A 15,313-nucleotide genomic window follows, 5' to 3' on the forward strand; every position below is an offset into this window, starting at 1 on the left:
CACCGACAGAAGGTAGGACCGTGGCAGCCAGCAAGGGAGCTCCCGACCCGTATTCCCAGTTCCTCTCGTCCGCACCCGGCGCATTCATCGCGTCCAAGGTCGGCCTGCCCAGGCCTGAGCACCTACGCCGCTACCGGGCAGGAGAGCCCGCACTGGCCGGTCCCGTCCTGATCGGCGGCAACGGACGCCTCGCGGAACCACTGCGCGTTCTGCTCTCCGACTACCCGGCAGCACAGGCCCACGACACCTCTTACGGCGGACTGGTCTTCGACGCGACGGGCATCACCACGGTCGGGGAACTCGAGCAACTCTTCCAGTTCTTCCAGCCGGTCATCCGCAATCTCGCACCGTCGGCGCGCGTCGTCGTCCTCGGCACGACGCCGGAGGAAACGTCGAGTGTCGACGAGCACGTGGCGCAGCGCGCGCTGGAGGGGTTCACCCGAAGCGTCGGCAAGGAAATCAAACGCGGCTCCACCGCTCAGCTGGTCTACGTCTCCCCTAAGGCGTCCACCGGACTGTCCGGTGTCGAATCGACCCTGCGCTTTCTGCTTTCGGCCAAGTCCGCCTTCGTCGACGGTCAGGTCATCGTGGTCGGAGCCGAAGATTCCGTAGCCCCCGCGAGTTGGGACAAGCCGCTTGCAGGCAAGGTTGCCGTCGTCACCGGCGCAGCTCGTGGCATCGGCGCTACCATCGCCGAAGTTCTCTCCCGGGACGGCGCCCACGTCGTTTGCGCCGACATCCCGGCCGCCGGTGAAGCCCTGTCTGCGACTGCGAACAAGGTGGGCGGAACATCGCTCGCCCTCGACGTCACCGCCGACGACGCGGCCGAAGTTCTGGCAACGCATCTGCTCGAACGCCACGGCGGAGCGGACATCATCGTCCACAACGCAGGCATCACCCGCGACAAAACCCTCGCCAACATGGACGAGAGCCGATGGAACACGGTTATCGGAGTCAATCTCCTTGCACCACAGAAGATCACCGAACACCTCGTCGCGAAGGGTGCGCTCAAGGAAGGCGGCCGCGTCGTCGACGTCTCCTCCATCGCGGGCATCGCGGGCAACCGCGGCCAGACCAACTACGGCACCTCGAAGGCCGGCGTCATCGGTCTCGTTCACGCCGAAGCGCCCGTCCTGGCGAAGAAGAACATCACCATCAACGCCGTCGCTCCCGGATTCATCGAGACCGCGATGACCGCAGCCATCCCGTTCGCGACCCGTGAGGCCGGGCGCCGGATGAGCTCGCTGCTACAGGGCGGCGAGACGGTCGACGTCGCCGAAACCGTCGCCTACTTCGCGAGCCCGGCCTCCAATGCCGTTACCGGACAGGTCGTTCGCGTGTGCGGCCAGAGCCTGCTGGGTGCATGATGGCACCGCAGACCGTCTCGCTGACCGAGCAGCCGAAGACCCTCGACATCTATTCCCGCGCAGTCTGGGGATTGCTGCCGTGGAACACGTCGAACTCTCGATCGGTGCCTTCGCAGAACCTCGCTCTTCGCGGACTGACCGTGGATACGGATAATCTGGCGGCGTACTGCCGGGTCACCGGGCTCCGGTTCGGTGACACGCTTCCGATCACGTACCCGTTCACCTTGGCCTTCCCGAGCGTGATGAAACTGATGGTGGGCAAGGACTTTCCCTTTCCTGCCGTCGGTTCCGTTCATGCCGAGAACGTCATCGAATCACTGCGGCCCATCTCCGTCAGCGAACCGCTCGACCTGACCGTTCACGCCGAGAACCTGCGTGAGCACCGCAAGGGCTTGCTGATCGATCTGGTCACCGAAATCCGGGTGGGTCGTGAGCTGGTGTGGCGGCAGAAGTCCAGCTTCTTGAACCAGCAGAAGACCTCACTGTCCGGCGAGCCACGTCCGGAACCGAAACCCGACGAGATCCCGCCGCCACCGATGAGCACCATTCGTGTCGACCAAACCGCGATCAGCAAGTACGCTGCAGTCTCCGGGGATCGTAATCCGATTCACGTGTCATCGTTGGGCGCCAAGGCTTTCGGATTTCCGAAAACCATTGCTCACGGAATGTGGAGCGCTGCAGCGCTTCTACGGACAGTAGAGGGAGGCGTGGCGGACAAGGTGACGTACAGCGTCCGTTTCGGCAAGCCGATTCTGCTGCCGGCCACACTCAACGCCTATGCCGATCGCGTAGACGGCGGTTGGGATCTGGCACTGCGTCACCCCAAGAAGGGGTACCCGCACGTCACCGCGACGCTGCGCAGTTAGATCACGAACCCATCGGGGTGAGCGAGCCCTTCGACACGCAGGGGGCGTCGAAAGACTCGTTCACTCCGATTTCTTCTTGCCCGACAGACCACGCCAGGCCAGGGATTCGAGGAGATCGGCCGCCGCGTCGACGTCGATGTCGCCGCCGGCCACCCGGTCTGCGACCGCTTCGCCTGCACCCACCAGTGCGATGGCGATGATCTGGAAATCGTGCGAGTCGTCCGGCTCCCTGGTGCTGGATTCGAGCAGATGGGCCGTGAGTTCGATCAAACGATCACGACTGGACTGCACCGTACCGGCAAACGCCTGCTGACCGACGGCCTGACGGTAGAGCACCATCCACGAGTTCCTGTTGGCTCCGACAAATCCCAGGAACCCTTCCAACGCGACACGCAACTGCTCACGCGGAGACAGGTCGGGGGCGCCGGCCGGTGCCAGCGCCTCGAGGAAACGCAGCCCCTCACGGTGAATGCACGCGGCGAACAACTCTTCTTTGGATCCGTAATACAGGTAGAGCATCGGCTTGGAGATTTCAGCTTTGGCCGCAATGGCATCCATCGATGTTTCGTGAAAACCCCTGTCGGAGAATACCTCTACCGCCGCGTCCAGCATCTGCTGCTCCCGCACTGCGCGCGGGAGTCGCTTGGTGCCACCGGCCATTCTTCCTCCAACCACCGAAAAGAACTACCTTACTCTACGGTAAGATGGAGCGTCGAATCAGCAGGTGATCGCACCCTTCATCCGCGACACGGTGATCACCGCCTGATCGACCCGCTCGGCCGCAAGCGCACCCGACTCCACCGACGCCTCGAGATGGTCGAGGACCCGCGGCACGTCGTCGGTGGTCAACCACAATGCTTGATCGACCCCCGCCCCCAGAGCCGCCTGCACGGCATCGGCAATATCGTAACGGTCGGTGATCGCCTGCATACCGCTCAGATCGTCGGTGAAGACCGGCCCGGCGAACGGCGCTGCTCCGTAACCAACCCCGTCCCGAAGCAACGCGACTGCCGCCGGGCTGATACTGGCGGGCACTCCGGGTTCGGTCAATCCCGGAACCTCGAGATGACCGATCATCACTCCGACCCCGGTCCCGGACAACTCACGGAACGGAACCAGATCCGAGGCGATCAGATCCGCCAACGGCGGCGTCGTCACCGCACCGGTGTGCGAATCCCCCGAGGCGCTGCCGTGCCCGGGGAAATGCTTGATCACCGGAAATACACCGGCATCTCTCATACCTTTCGCGTACGCACCGGCATAGGCGACAACCGTCGCCGGATCATCGGAGTACGAGCGATCACCTATCACCGAATCGGCAGCCTGACTGCTGACGTCGACGTCGGGCGCGTAGTTGACCGTGATTCCGAGATCCCTGAGACCCTGCCCGCGTTTGAATGCCATGTCGTAGGTCTGCTCCACCGTCATCGTTTGCGCGGTCGATCGTGCGGACGGATCGGGCCCGAGGATGTCCGCGACTCGGGAGACCCGACCACCCTCTTCGTCGATGGTCACCATGAGCGGCAACTTGGAGGTCGAAGACACCTCGGCGACTTCGCGATTCGTCAGCATCGACTGATCCGTCCAGCTGCCGACGAAAATTCCGCCGATCTGCTCGTCGGCGACAACAGCCTTCGCATCGGCGGTTCCCGTGACACCGACGTTGAGGAGTTGCGCAAGCTTCTGACGAGTGGAGAGCGACGCGAGCAGATCACCGCCACACACCACCGGGGCAGGCTCGACCATCCCGGTCTCGGCGGCGATCGACGCCGGTGCGGTCGACGACACCGCACTCGACGGCGCCGCTGTCGAGCCCCCGTCACCACTGCCACACCCTGCGGCCAACACTCCGCAGAACACCAGGGCAGTCGCCGTCTTCACGCTCGAGATCCGCATGACCCGACCGTAACGGACCGGCTGACCCCACATCCCCTCGCGGGGTGGACCTGGAATGTAAAGTGACGACAACCGATACCCCCCACGAGGAGATCGTGATGTCCGAGAATCTGATGCTCATCGCCTACGACGGTTCCGAGAACGCCAGACGGGCCGTCGACTACGCCGGACGATTCCTCTCCGCACATCGTGCCGTGCTGGTGACTGCATGGGAACCGATGGCCAGACAGGCCGCCAGGATGTCCGGCCTGTCCGGGGTCATGGCACCGGAATGGATCGCCGAGGAAGACGTCGAAGACATCGCATACACCGAGGCGAAGGCCACTCTCAGCGAGGGCGTCTCGCTGGCCGAAGCCGCCGGGCTCACCGTGGAAGGCCGTAGCGCCGAGTGCACGTCCGCCATCTGGTCCGCGATAGTGGAGACGGCCGACGAACTGGACGTCGACATCATCGTGACCGGCACCCGAGGTACCACCGGGTTGCGCTCCTTGCTACAGAGCAGCGTGGCGGATCACGTTCTGCGTCACAGTCATCGGCCGGTACTGATAGTCCCACCGGGAAAGTGATCCGAAGCATCTCCCGGCGATGACCGCAACAGCCTCGTCGACAGTGGCCGATTAGGCTCGACAGCACTATGGACGGATTTGTGCTCTCTCGGCCCGATCACAGTGTGCTCACCCGCGGTACACGGCAAACGTTCGACGGTGCCGCGGTGGCAGCTCACGCGCTCTCCTCGGGTTCTGCACACATGGTGGTCGGTGCGCTCCCGTTCGATCCTGCCGGGCCCACTGCCCTGTACGAGCCGGTGGATTCGACGGTCTCCGATCACCGCTGGCAGGCCGTGGCGCCCGAACCGCTCCCGCTCACCCGGGTGCGGGACGAAGTCCCGTCACCGCACGAGCACTTGCGCCGAGTGGCGCACCTGGTGACCAGACTGCGAAACGGTGAGGCCGACAAAGTCGTCTCGGCACGCACCGTGGAATTGGAAGCGGAAGCCGCCTTGCAGCCGACGGTGCTCGCCGCGCGGTTGGCTTCGCTCAACCCGACCGCTACGACATTCGCCGTGGACCTCAGTGCCGCCGGACCCGGATTCCGGGGGCACTCGCTGGTCGGTGCCACCCCGGAGGTACTGGTCAGCCTGCGCGGAGACACTCTCACCTGCCGACCCCTCGCCGGCACCGCGCGTCGGGCGACCGAACCCGACGCGGATCAGGCCGTGGCTACGTCGCTTCTCCGGTCGACCAAGAACCTGGCCGAACACGCCTTCGTCACCCGGTGGATTCGCGCCGTGTTGGAACCACTGTGCAGCGATCTCTCGGCGCCGGAGACTCCCGTCCTCACCAGTACGCCTCAGGTGTGGCATCTCGCCACCGACATCCGGGGCACCGTGCGTGATCCACGCACCACTGCGCTCGATCTCGCCGTCGCCTTGCATCCGACACCGGCCCTGTGCGGAACACCCACCGACGTGGCGCTCGACATCATTCGCTCGACCGAGGGGCCACGGCGGTTCTACGGCGGCGCTGTGGGCTGGTGCGACGAATCCGGAGACGGCGACTGGGTGGTGGCTATTCGGTGCGCGGAAATAAGCGCGGACGGCCGTACCGCGTGGGCTTCGGCCGGGGGAGGAATCGTCTCCGATTCCGACCCTCAGGACGAATTGGACGAGACCACCAACAAGTTGCGCACTCTCCTGACGGCCCTCGGTGTGGACGAGGACAACTGATCGTCCACGTCGCGAAGCTAAACGTCCGGATTCCGGAATGCGGGTGATACCTTGACCCGAGCAGTTCCTGCGAGCCGGTACCGATGTGCGGCGGGTAGAGCGGCTGCGTCACGACCACGACTCACGACCACGACTCACGACCAATTGGGAGATCTGAGATGGCTTCGAAGTTCCTTGTCCCCGGTGTGGCCAGCGCCGTCATCGGTGCCGTTCTGGGTGCCGGTGTGATCTTCGGTGTCACTGCCGCAGCGTCGGACAACACCCGCCCCGACATCGATCGCAGCGGAAATGCCAATTCCTCCGTCCTGAACCAGGTTGAGTACGGCAGCCGCTGAGAACGCGCAGCCCTCGGATTCCCGTATTCGCCCCGACGCCGTATCCGAGGTGTCGGCGCAGCCGCTGTCCCGGCGGTGGCTTTTCGGCGCCTCCGTCGTAGCGTTCCTTCTTGCTTTCTTGCAGTCGCCCGGCCTGATCACCGCTGACACCAAATACGACCTGACCCAGAACCCGTTCGGGTTCCTCGAACGTGCGTCGCATCAGTGGAGCAGCCAGGCGCCACTCGGCCAGGTGCAGAACCAGGCCTACGGCTACTTCTTCCCCCACGGCCCGTTCTTCGCTCTCGGCGAACTCGCTCATGTTCCGCCGTGGATCGTTCAGCGTGCCTGGTGGGCGTTACTGCTGATCGTCGGCTTCTGGGGCATCGTCCGGCTGGCCGAAGTGCTCGGTATCGGCAGCAGCAGTTCACGGATCATCGCGGCGATCGCGTTCACGCTCGCGCCTCGGGTGTTGACGACTCTCGGTTCCATTTCCTCGGAAACCCTGCCGATGATGTTGGCGCCGTGGGTGCTGATCCCGGTGGTGGTGGCCTTCGCCCCGATGCACCGTTCCGGTAGCTCCCACGACCGAAAAACCGCACAGTGGAAATTGGCGGCACAGTCGGGGCTGGCGGTCGCGCTGATGGGCTCCGTCAACGCCGTCGCCACCGCCGCCGCCTGCCTGGTCGCCGTGATCTGGTGGCTCTCGCACAAACCCAACCGGACGTGGCTGACATTCACCGCCTGGTGGGCGCTGTTCGTCACGCTCGGCACCCTGTGGTGGATCGTCCCGCTACTTCTCCTCGGCAAGGTCAGCCCGCCATTTCTCGACTACATCGAATCTGCCGGAGTCACCACCCAGTGGGCATCGCTCGCCGAGATCTTGCGCGGCACGGACAGCTGGACGCCCTTCGTCTCCCCCGAACGCATCGCAGGCGCAGTACTCGTCACTCAACCGGCAGCCGTTGTCGCTACCGGCCTGGTTGCCGCTGCCGGTCTGGCGGGCCTCTGTATGCGGTCCATGCCTGCCCGTGGGCGCCTGACGATCATCTTGTTCGTCGGCATCGCCGGACTCGCCGCCGGATACGTCGGCGAACTCAGCTCCCCGATCGCAGACTCGGTCCGCCTGTTTCTCGACTCCGCCGGTGCCCCCCTGCGCAACGTCCACAAGCTCGAGCCCCTGGTTCGTCTACCGCTGGTTCTCGGGCTCGCCCATCTGCTGGCCAAGGTGCCGCTACCCGGCTCGGTTCCGCGCCGGCGCTGGCGGCAGGCATTCGCGCACCCCGAACGCGAGCCGATCGTTGCCCTCGCAACGCTGATACTCGTGGCACTCACCCTTTCGACGTCACTCGCCTGGACCGGCAAACTCGCGCCACGCGGCGCATACCCCGAGGTTCCGTCGTACTGGAACGACGCGGCCGGCTGGTTGCAGGAGAACACCTCCCCCGGTTCGGAAGCCGAACGTGCCCTGGTGGTCCCCGGAGCGCCGTTCGGCAGCCAAGTATGGGGCCTGACCCGTGACGAGCCCCTCCAGGCGTTGGCGAGTACACCGTGGGCCGTGCGGGACTCGGTTCCGCTGACACCGCCCGGCGCAATCCGGGCACTCGATTCGGTGCAACGTCTGATCGCCGACGGTCGACCGTCCGACGGTCTGGCACCGACGCTGCTCGGTCAAGGCATTCACTATCTCGTGATGCGCAACGATCTCGACGGCGACACGTCCCGCTCGGCCCGCCCCATCCTCGTTCACCAGGCCGTCGCAGGATCGCCCGGCATCACCAAGGTCGCGGAGTTCGGCGACGACACCCGGCGAGCACCGGTGGAAGGACTGGTCGCGGACAGCGACCTGCGACCCGGCTACTCACCGATCGAGATCTTCGAGGTCACACTGCCCGACGGCGGTAGTACCGTCGGTGGTCCGTACTCGGTGGACGTGAACGCAGTACCGCGCGTCCAAGGCGGTCCCGAAGCCCTGCAGCGGCTGCACGAAACCGGTCTGATCGCCGGCGCCGGTCCCGTCCTTCTCGCTGCCGATGCCGAGGCTGCCGGACTTCCGGTGGACACCACCATCGTCACCGACACCCCACGAAACCGCGAAACCGACTTCGGTCAGGTGGACAATCACAGCTCGGCGCTACGCACCCCCGACGAGGCGCGCCGCACCCACAACCTGGTGCCCGACTACCCGGTGGCGAACACACCCCTGGTCGAGGGTCGGTGGATCGGCGCAACCATCACCGTCTCCAGTTCGGCCTCCGACGCCACCCAGCTGGGTGGAGCGTCGCCGTCGAGCAGTCCCGCCGCCACTGTCGACGGCGATCCGGCGACGGGCTGGTTCAGTAACGGCATCGAGCGCGCACTGGGCCAGTGGTTGCAGCTCGATTTCGATCAACCCATCTCGAGTGGGCTGCTTCGTCTGACCACCAGCGCAGCGGCGATAGGCGCGCCGGTCAAGTGGGTGGAGGTGTCGACTCCCCGAGGCAGCACCGCCGTCAAAGTGGACAGACCGGGTGAACCTGTCACGGTCTCGATTCCCCCCGGGCAGACGCCCTGGGTGCGCGTGACCGCCACCCACACCGAGAATGGCTCTGCCGGAACACAGTTCGGAATCAGCGAGCTTTCCGTGGAGGACTTCTCCGACGCGAACAACCCGAAACCGGTGCCCATTCGATTCGACACCGTCCTGCCGACTACACCAGAGGGCGCATCGGTGCAGGCCTGGAACCTGAGCCAGGAGTTTCCCGGGCGCAACGCCTGCGCCGACTCTGCCGACCGCGTCCGCTGCAGCAATGCATTCATGGCGATCCCGGAAGAACCGGGCCGCTTCGAACGCACCCTGTCGGTGCCCGAGAACACCACGGTGACACCGAGTCTGACGGTGCGAGCACGCCAAGGTCACGCCCTGGATTCGCTGCTCACCGATCCGGATCGGATCACCGCCTCAGGATCGAGCGATATCGGAGACACCCGTGGATCGGCGTTCGCCGCGACCGACGGTGATCCACGCACCACGTGGTCGGCCCCGCAGAGCACCACCGAAGCGGGTGGCCCGAAACCCACCCTGACACTGAAACTTCCCGAACCCACGGTGGTGACGGGCGTCGACATCGCTCGTGGCCTCGGCGCCTTGCCGTCGACGCCGACGAGCGTGGCGGTCAACCTCGGTAACGGGCCTCAGGTTCACGATCTCCACGATGATCGGAGTCGGATAGCTCTCTCTCCCTTCTTCACCGACACTGTCGTCGTCAGCGTGACCGCATGGGACACAGTGCTCGACCAGACCGCACTCGGGTTTGCCCAGGCACAGCCGACCGGACTGGCCGAGATCGGAGTCCTCGGGCCGGACGGCACGCCGATCGCCGGTTCCGCAGTGAGCAACACCGATACTGTGGACGACCGACGGATCTCCGTCCCCTGCGGGCTCGGACCGACCGTTACCATTGCCGGGCAACAGTTCTCCACCTCGATCGACACCACCACACGCCTGCTCCGCACCGGCGCGCCGGTGCACGCTCACGTCTGCGAAGACCGCACTGTCGCCGCCTTGACGGCGGGTACCGCCGAAGTCGTCGTCGACCCCGGGCCGGCATTCTTCGTCGACAATCTCGATCTCACCGCCGCTGCATCCGACGCGGTTCAGGAACAGCGACCGCTGAGTTCCACCGTATGGACGGCGAACCACCGCGAACTCACCGTTCCCGAATCGTCCACCGACCAACTGATCGTCAACCCGGAGAGCACGAGCATCGGATGGATCGCCACGGCGCCGGACGGCACCGAATTGACCCCGGTGGTCGTCAACGGATGGCAGCAGGGCTGGATCGTGCCTGCCGGAGTCTCGGGAACCCTCACCCTCGACTTCCCCGGTGATCGCTGGTATCGACTCGGCATCTTCGGTGGTCTGATTCTGCTGATCCCGTTGCTGTTCGCGGCGCTGGCCCCCACTCGCAGACCGGCGAAGCCCACCGCAGCGCCCAGGCCCTGGCGCAGCGTCACCGCCGGCTGGGTGGGCGTCCTGCTCGCGGCCACCGTCATCGGCGGCGGCGTCGGTGCGGCGATCGTGGTGGTCTGCTCGGTGGTCGGGATACTTCTGCTGTGCACCGTCGGCGCCACCCGAACGGCCCGGATCATGGTCGCCACGGCCGGTGTGGCGACCATGATCGGCATCACGTTGCTCTCGACCGGCCCGTGGCGCGCGGTGGGCGGCTACGTGGGTGACTCGTTCGCGATTCAGTTCTCCGTGTTGGTAGGACTGGTGGTGGCCGGACTCGCCGCGCTGCCCGTGGCCGATTCACCGATGTGGCGACGTCTCTCCCAGCGGGTCACCGCCATGCGAGCCGGTTCCTCCACCAAGGCGTAACTCACCGATGCGACGGGAATGCTCAGGGCGATCGTCAGGGCAAGCACGTAGTAGAAGTTGCCCGAGAACGGCACGATGCCGAATACCGGGAACACCACGTTCAGTACCGCGAGATGCCAGATGAACAGTCCGTACGACCATCGCCCGATCGCGAGGGCGAACGGACTGGCCAGAAAGCGATGCCTGGCTCGATCGCGCAGAACCAGGGGCGCGATCAACGAGAAACTGATCACCGCACCAAGCGCCACCTTCACCGCGTACTGCCACGGCTGTGGCCGGACCAACCCTTCGGGGCCGGCCAGATCCGTGCACGCGAGCACGAAGGCGATCAGCGCGATCGCAGTGAGCAGCGCGCGATGACGAGCCAGTCGATGCATCCACGTCGACGGGCCGACGGCAAGTTCGGCGAGAATCATCCCGGCGGCGAACCACGGCAGATAACCGGGGAGCCAGTTGTCGTGATGGATGGCGTCAGGTGTGGGCACCGGGATGAACGCCCACGTCAAAGCGAACGCCGACATCACCAGGAGCAGCGGGATGCGAAACTTTGCCGAGTTCTCGCGCACCCGCACCATCAGGAGCGCGAACAACGGCAGAAGTACGTAGAAGGCGACCTCGACGGACAGACTCCACATCTGGGTGAGGCCCTCGGTCAGGGTCAGCGGCACGAAGACCTGCACCAAACCCAGATTCGCCAGCCACACCTGCACGCCGCCGCCTGCGCCTGGCAGAAACAGCAGGATGAGGACCACCGCCACCCAGTACCCCGGCAGGATGCGAGTGGCGCGCGAGATCCAGTACCTGATGATCGGTTGCGGGCGTCCGATACCGCGGGCAGCGGCCGCATGAGGGCGCCACAGCAGGAACCCGGACAGCGCGAAGAACACTGCAACCGCCAGATCAAGTCGCCCGTACGCGCGACCGATGAAACCCGACTGCACGTGGCCGGTCTGAAAGGCCACGTGTGTGACCAGCACGCCGAGCGCAGCCAGCCCACGCATACCGTCCAGTGCAGGTACGAATCCGCGTGCTTGCTGCGGTCCGGATTCCGACACTGTCGGGCTCGACTTCGTCATCGGTCAGTGCCCCTCGGCTGGATTTGGACAAACTGCCAAGACGGTGAAAGAAAAGCCTGGCAATCGGGACCTCGTACGACAATACGGGCCCCTGGACTGTTAGTGTTCTGCCACACATGGAGTTCACGGGGGCACCATGGGACTGAGCAGCTCATTATTGTGCCGGTTGGGGAACCTCGAACGACTAACGGGTTAGGAGTCACAGCATGGCGGAACGCTCAGGACCGAGCCGGATACTTCCTTGCATTCTGGTGGGCCTGGGGGCCTTTTTACTGGCCGTCGCCATTCTCATCCCTTCCTACACGGTGGGCAGGTTGGAGAAGACACCTCTCGATCTGGAGGTGACCACCATCGCCGACGGTAACGGCAGCGTCTTGAACGCCGCCTCCCTCGCCGCAGGCAAGGCCCAGGTCGATACCAACGTCCCCATCGTCGCTCAGCGATACGTGACGACGCAGGACCCGTCCAACGCCGACGTCATCACCGTCCAGGCCGGGCAGACCGTGCGCCGCACCGACAAGCAAGGCGATACCGGCCTGCTGACGGCAACCGTGGACAAGGTGACACTCGATCGCGTCAGTTCGTTGCCCACCAATGATCCGGCCGGCACTCTCCAGATCAGCAGCGACCAGCCCGCGACCGAAGTTCCGCGCGACGGACTGCAGTACAAGTTCCCGTTCAACACGGAGAAGAAGTCCTACCCGTACTTCGATCTGAACGCCCGTGCGACGCAGCCCATTGATTTCGTCGAGGAGACCGAGATCAACGGCCTGAAGGTCTACCACTTCTCCCAGACACTCGAGCCCGTCGACCTGTCCAAGGTCGTCGACCTTCCCACCAACAAGCTGAGCCTGCCCGCAGACACCTGGGGTGTTCCCGGTGGCGCAACACCCATCACGATGACTCGTTGGTACACCAACGTCCGTGACTTGTGGGTCGAGCCCAAGACCGGTGTCGTCGTCAAGGGTCAGGAAGCTCTCCACCAGTACTACGGACGCAACAAGAACTCTGTCGACGTCGAGGTCTTGAAGGTGACGCTGCCGTTCGACGAGGCAACCATCGAATACCAGGTCAAGCAGGCTCGGGACGGCATGGACAAGCTGTCGACGTTCGGACGTACCGTGCCGATCATCGCCGGTGTCGTCGGCGTGATCGCCCTGCTGGCCGGCATCTTCCTCGGTCTGCGCTCCGGTCGCGGTAATCCGCCGCCCGCCGCCGCGCGTAACACGAGCTCGACACCTCCCCCTGGACGCGGTAACGCTGCACCCGCCGCAGGTGCGCACGATTGGACTGCAGACGACACCGCAGTGATTCCGCGGCCGGATCTACGCAAGGACTGATCCGCACCACGACACGAGTAAGCGCCTCTTCCCGCACGGGAGGGGCGCTTTCTCGTTGCCCGATTGCCGTACAGGTTGGCGCGCAGCACGCTACCCGCGGCGTCGAAACCGCACGTAGCGTTTTCGAAGTAGTACCAGTTCTCGAACACAGGAGCTCCATGCCGATCGCTGTGAAACCCGCCCCGACCGACCTCGGACCCCGCACCTGCGTCGGTGGTCTGAGCAGGAGACGATTCTTCGTCGGCACCGCCGCGGTGTCCGGTCTCCTCGTAGCCGGATGCGCTCGATCCACGAACGCCGATGGCGCTTCCGTCGACATGCGCACCGTCACGTCGTCTCTAGGAACCTACGACATCCCGGTGACACCGAAGCGAGTGGTTGCCATCGATTCCCGGCTCGATCTCGAACCCGCGGTCGCGATGGGACTACCCGTCGTCGCATACAGCTTCGACGCCGCCGAACCGTGGGTACCCGCCGATCCCACCGCGCAGGTGTTCGAAGCACCCGTGAACGTCGAAGCGATTCTGGCCTTGGAGCCGGATCTGATCATCTGCACCGACATCGGCGAGGCGTCGGACATGTGGCCGCTCGAGCAGTTGAGCAAGACCGCTCCGGTCCTGCCGATGGACTTCACACGTCCGTGGCGCGAGAACATCGACCAGTTGGCGTCGTGGTTGGAGCGAACCGACAACTCCGAGGTCCGGCAGGTGATCGGAGGGTACGAGGACAAGGCTGCAGGCCTCCGCGAGCGTCACGCGAAAACCATTGCAAGTAAACAGATCATTCTTCTGAACTACGTGAACGAGAAGGTCAACGGCGTCAACCGGAAGGGCATCTCGGCGCAGGTGGCCGAAGACCTGGGTGTCCGGGTGCTCTGGCCGGTGGAGGGTCAGCAGGAGATCTCCACCGAGAATCTGGTGACCAGCCTCGACGAGGCCGACGGCATGATCGTCACCACCGCCCCGGGCGTCGATCCGGTAACCGATGATCGGGCCATGTGGAATCGCATCCGTTCCGTCCGCAACGACGACGTCGTGTACACCGGCGGCAACATCAACTACGGCTCCGTCTACACCGCGACACGCACCCTCGACTACTTCGACGACCTGTTCACTCGTCTGGAGAACTGACCGTGACGGGCAGCGCCGACTCGACCCGGTCGGCGCTGCGCACTGCGGCGACGGCGACGCCGATCGCCGTCACCGACGCGACGGTGACGCCGACGCCGATGAGTTCCCCCGGAGTCTTCGCCCACACCAACATGGTCGTCGCCTCCACGGCCAGCCCGATCCAGGCCAGCACCGCCACCCTGGTGCGTTCGGACGCGATGGCTGACAGCAGGGCGCCTTGGAGCACTGCCAACACCGCGCCGTGCAGTGCGAAGGCCCACAGCATCGGTGCCACGGCGGCGTAGTCGTCGCCGGCTAACATCGGCACGAGCGGTCCGGCGACCAGGGCGCCCACGACAAGCACACCGCCGATACCGACCAGTACCGCCAACGCCGACCGCACGGCCTGCGCGGACTGGGCGGGATTCGCCATTCTCGGATAGAGAACGACGCCGACCGCCTGCGGCAACCAGAACGCCACTTTGGTGGCGACGGCGCCGAGTGCGTAGACCCCAGCGTCGTGTTCGTCGAGGACAAGACGCACGATCAGCAGATCCAGTGACGAGAGGGCGATGAGTGCCAACTGGACCTGCGATGCGGCGAGAACCGACACGACACCGATACGAACCGGTGCGGCGTCGTGCGGCGTCTCGGTCCGATCCAGCACCCGCACCAGTGCGACAAGCAGTGCGGTTCCTGCCGCCCCGGCCATCAGAGCCGCCCCGGCGCCCCCACCGAGAGCTAGAACCGCTACCGCTGGAACCACTTTGAGCAGTCCCGCACCGGCCAGCACCGAACTGAGCGCGACAAAACGGCCCTTACCCTGGAGCAGGCCCTGTTCGGTCGCGAGGAGAACGAGCATCGGCGCGGTGACCAGCGCCGAGAACGCGGCCCCGATTCCGGTACCGAGCAGCCAGGCCATCGCCGGGGTGAGAGCCACGGCGAGTACGGTGACCAAGGCCGCACATCGATATCCCAACGAACGCAACGCGTCCGGGCTTCGACCGCGCACCGATTCGCGCGCGACCACGGTCTGCAGTGCCAACGCGGGAACGGCGAGCACAAGTTGCGCGGCCAGGAGACTGGCGAACTCCCCGTACCCGGCCGGACCCAACCATCGGCTCGCGAGCCAGGCCAGCAGGTAGGACACGACGTTGGCCGTCATCGACCCGGCCATGACCAGACTGACCCCGGTCGCCGCGGCGCGATCGAGTGGTTGGCGAGGCATGCGAACAATGATGCACCACGTATCGTGCGCG

11 protein-coding genes and 1 pseudogene are annotated in these 15,313 nt (G+C 65.2%); 8 read left to right on the forward strand and 4 right to left on the reverse strand.

The features are described 5' to 3' along the window. Positions 1-20 precede the first annotated feature (20 nt). Both ABH922_RS19005 and ABH922_RS19010 read left to right on the forward strand, forming a co-directional pair. Positions 21-1,367 carry a 3-oxoacyl-ACP reductase gene (locus ABH922_RS19005; RefSeq protein WP_424808395.1) on the forward strand — a complete coding sequence of 449 codons (1,347 nt, stop codon included), beginning with the start codon at positions 21-23 and terminating at the stop codon, positions 1,365-1,367. Next, on the forward strand, positions 1,364-2,233 hold the full coding sequence (locus ABH922_RS19010) for a MaoC/PaaZ C-terminal domain-containing protein (protein WP_424808396.1): 870 nt from the start codon (positions 1,364-1,366) through the stop codon (positions 2,231-2,233). Before ABH922_RS19005 ends, ABH922_RS19010 begins: the two co-directional genes overlap by 4 nt. A gap of 60 nt (positions 2,234-2,293) precedes the next feature. On the opposite strand, the gene ABH922_RS19015 is transcribed toward ABH922_RS19010, so the two are convergent. Next, positions 2,294-2,893 carry a TetR/AcrR family transcriptional regulator gene (locus ABH922_RS19015; RefSeq protein WP_424809721.1) on the reverse strand — a complete coding sequence of 200 codons (600 nt, stop codon included), beginning with the start codon at positions 2,891-2,893 and terminating at the stop codon, positions 2,294-2,296. Positions 2,894-2,950: 57 nt separating this feature from the next. After that, positions 2,951-4,129 (reverse strand): glycoside hydrolase family 3 N-terminal domain-containing protein, encoded by a 1,179-nt coding sequence (locus ABH922_RS19020; protein ID WP_424808397.1) that lies wholly within the window; start codon positions 4,127-4,129, stop codon positions 2,951-2,953. A gap of 98 nt (positions 4,130-4,227) precedes the next feature. Here ABH922_RS19020 and ABH922_RS19025 point away from each other — a divergent pair, with 98 nt between their 5' ends. From ABH922_RS19025 to ABH922_RS19040, 4 genes are all read left to right on the forward strand, one after another. After that, a complete protein-coding gene (locus ABH922_RS19025) occupies positions 4,228-4,695 on the forward strand; it encodes a universal stress protein (protein ID WP_424809722.1) in 468 nt (155 codons plus the stop codon). A gap of 68 nt (positions 4,696-4,763) precedes the next feature. Next, positions 4,764-5,855: an isochorismate synthase gene (locus ABH922_RS19030; protein ID WP_424808398.1), complete on the forward strand. Its 1,092-nt coding sequence runs from the start codon at positions 4,764-4,766 to the stop codon at positions 5,853-5,855. 158 nt (positions 5,856-6,013) lie between these two features. Further along, entirely contained in the window at positions 6,014-6,190 is a 177-nt protein-coding gene (locus tag ABH922_RS19035) for a DUF2613 domain-containing protein (protein WP_424808399.1), read from the forward strand. A 25-nt stretch (positions 6,191-6,215) separates the two neighbouring features. Then, a complete protein-coding gene (locus ABH922_RS19040; RefSeq protein WP_424809723.1) occupies positions 6,216-10,529 on the forward strand; it encodes an alpha-(1->3)-arabinofuranosyltransferase in 4,314 nt (1,437 codons plus the stop codon). A gap of 23 nt (positions 10,530-10,552) precedes the next feature. Here ABH922_RS19040 and ABH922_RS19045 read toward each other — a convergent pair. Further along, positions 10,553-11,605: pseudogene (locus ABH922_RS19045) on the reverse strand (acyltransferase family protein); the annotation flags it as partial. A 206-nt stretch (positions 11,606-11,811) separates the two neighbouring features. On the opposite strand from ABH922_RS19045, the gene ABH922_RS19050 reads away from it, so the two are divergent. Further along, the gene (locus tag ABH922_RS19050; protein ID WP_424808400.1) at positions 11,812-12,945 is read left to right on the forward strand and encodes a DUF3068 domain-containing protein; all 1,134 of its coding nucleotides are present in this window, start codon (positions 11,812-11,814) and stop codon (positions 12,943-12,945) included. A 158-nt stretch (positions 12,946-13,103) separates the two neighbouring features. Next, positions 13,104-14,075: an ABC transporter substrate-binding protein gene (locus tag ABH922_RS19055; RefSeq protein WP_424808401.1), complete on the forward strand. Its 972-nt coding sequence runs from the start codon at positions 13,104-13,106 to the stop codon at positions 14,073-14,075. Here ABH922_RS19055 and ABH922_RS19060 read toward each other — a convergent pair. Beyond that, positions 14,056-15,282: a lipopolysaccharide biosynthesis protein gene (locus tag ABH922_RS19060; protein ID WP_424808402.1), complete on the reverse strand. Its 1,227-nt coding sequence runs from the start codon at positions 15,280-15,282 to the stop codon at positions 14,056-14,058. The genes ABH922_RS19055 and ABH922_RS19060 overlap by 20 nt on opposite strands. Positions 15,283-15,313: the final 31 nt, after the last annotated feature.

This window comes from Rhodococcus sp. 27YEA15 (genome assembly GCF_049739425.1).
GTDB lineage: Bacteria > Actinomycetota > Actinomycetes > Mycobacteriales > Mycobacteriaceae > Rhodococcus_F.

Bases quoted from the DNA above. Each gene is read 5' to 3' on its own strand.
- ABH922_RS19010 (WP_424808396.1), top strand. From the start codon at position 1,364: ATGATGGCACCGCAGACCGTCTCGCTGACCGAGCAGCCGAAGACCCTC.
- ABH922_RS19015 (WP_424809721.1), bottom strand. From the start codon at position 2,893: ATGGCCGGTGGCACCAAGCGACTCCCGCGCGCAGTGCGGGAGCAGCAG.
- ABH922_RS19020 (WP_424808397.1), bottom strand. From the start codon at position 4,129: ATGCGGATCTCGAGCGTGAAGACGGCGACTGCCCTGGTGTTCTGCGGA.
- ABH922_RS19025 (WP_424809722.1), top strand. From the start codon at position 4,228: ATGTCCGAGAATCTGATGCTCATCGCCTACGACGGTTCCGAGAACGCC.
- ABH922_RS19030 (WP_424808398.1), top strand. From the start codon at position 4,764: ATGGACGGATTTGTGCTCTCTCGGCCCGATCACAGTGTGCTCACCCGC.
- ABH922_RS19035 (WP_424808399.1), top strand. From the start codon at position 6,014: ATGGCTTCGAAGTTCCTTGTCCCCGGTGTGGCCAGCGCCGTCATCGGT.
- ABH922_RS19050 (WP_424808400.1), top strand. From the start codon at position 11,812: ATGGCGGAACGCTCAGGACCGAGCCGGATACTTCCTTGCATTCTGGTG.
- ABH922_RS19055 (WP_424808401.1), top strand. From the start codon at position 13,104: ATGCCGATCGCTGTGAAACCCGCCCCGACCGACCTCGGACCCCGCACC.
- ABH922_RS19060 (WP_424808402.1), bottom strand. From the start codon at position 15,282: ATGCCTCGCCAACCACTCGATCGCGCCGCGGCGACCGGGGTCAGTCTG.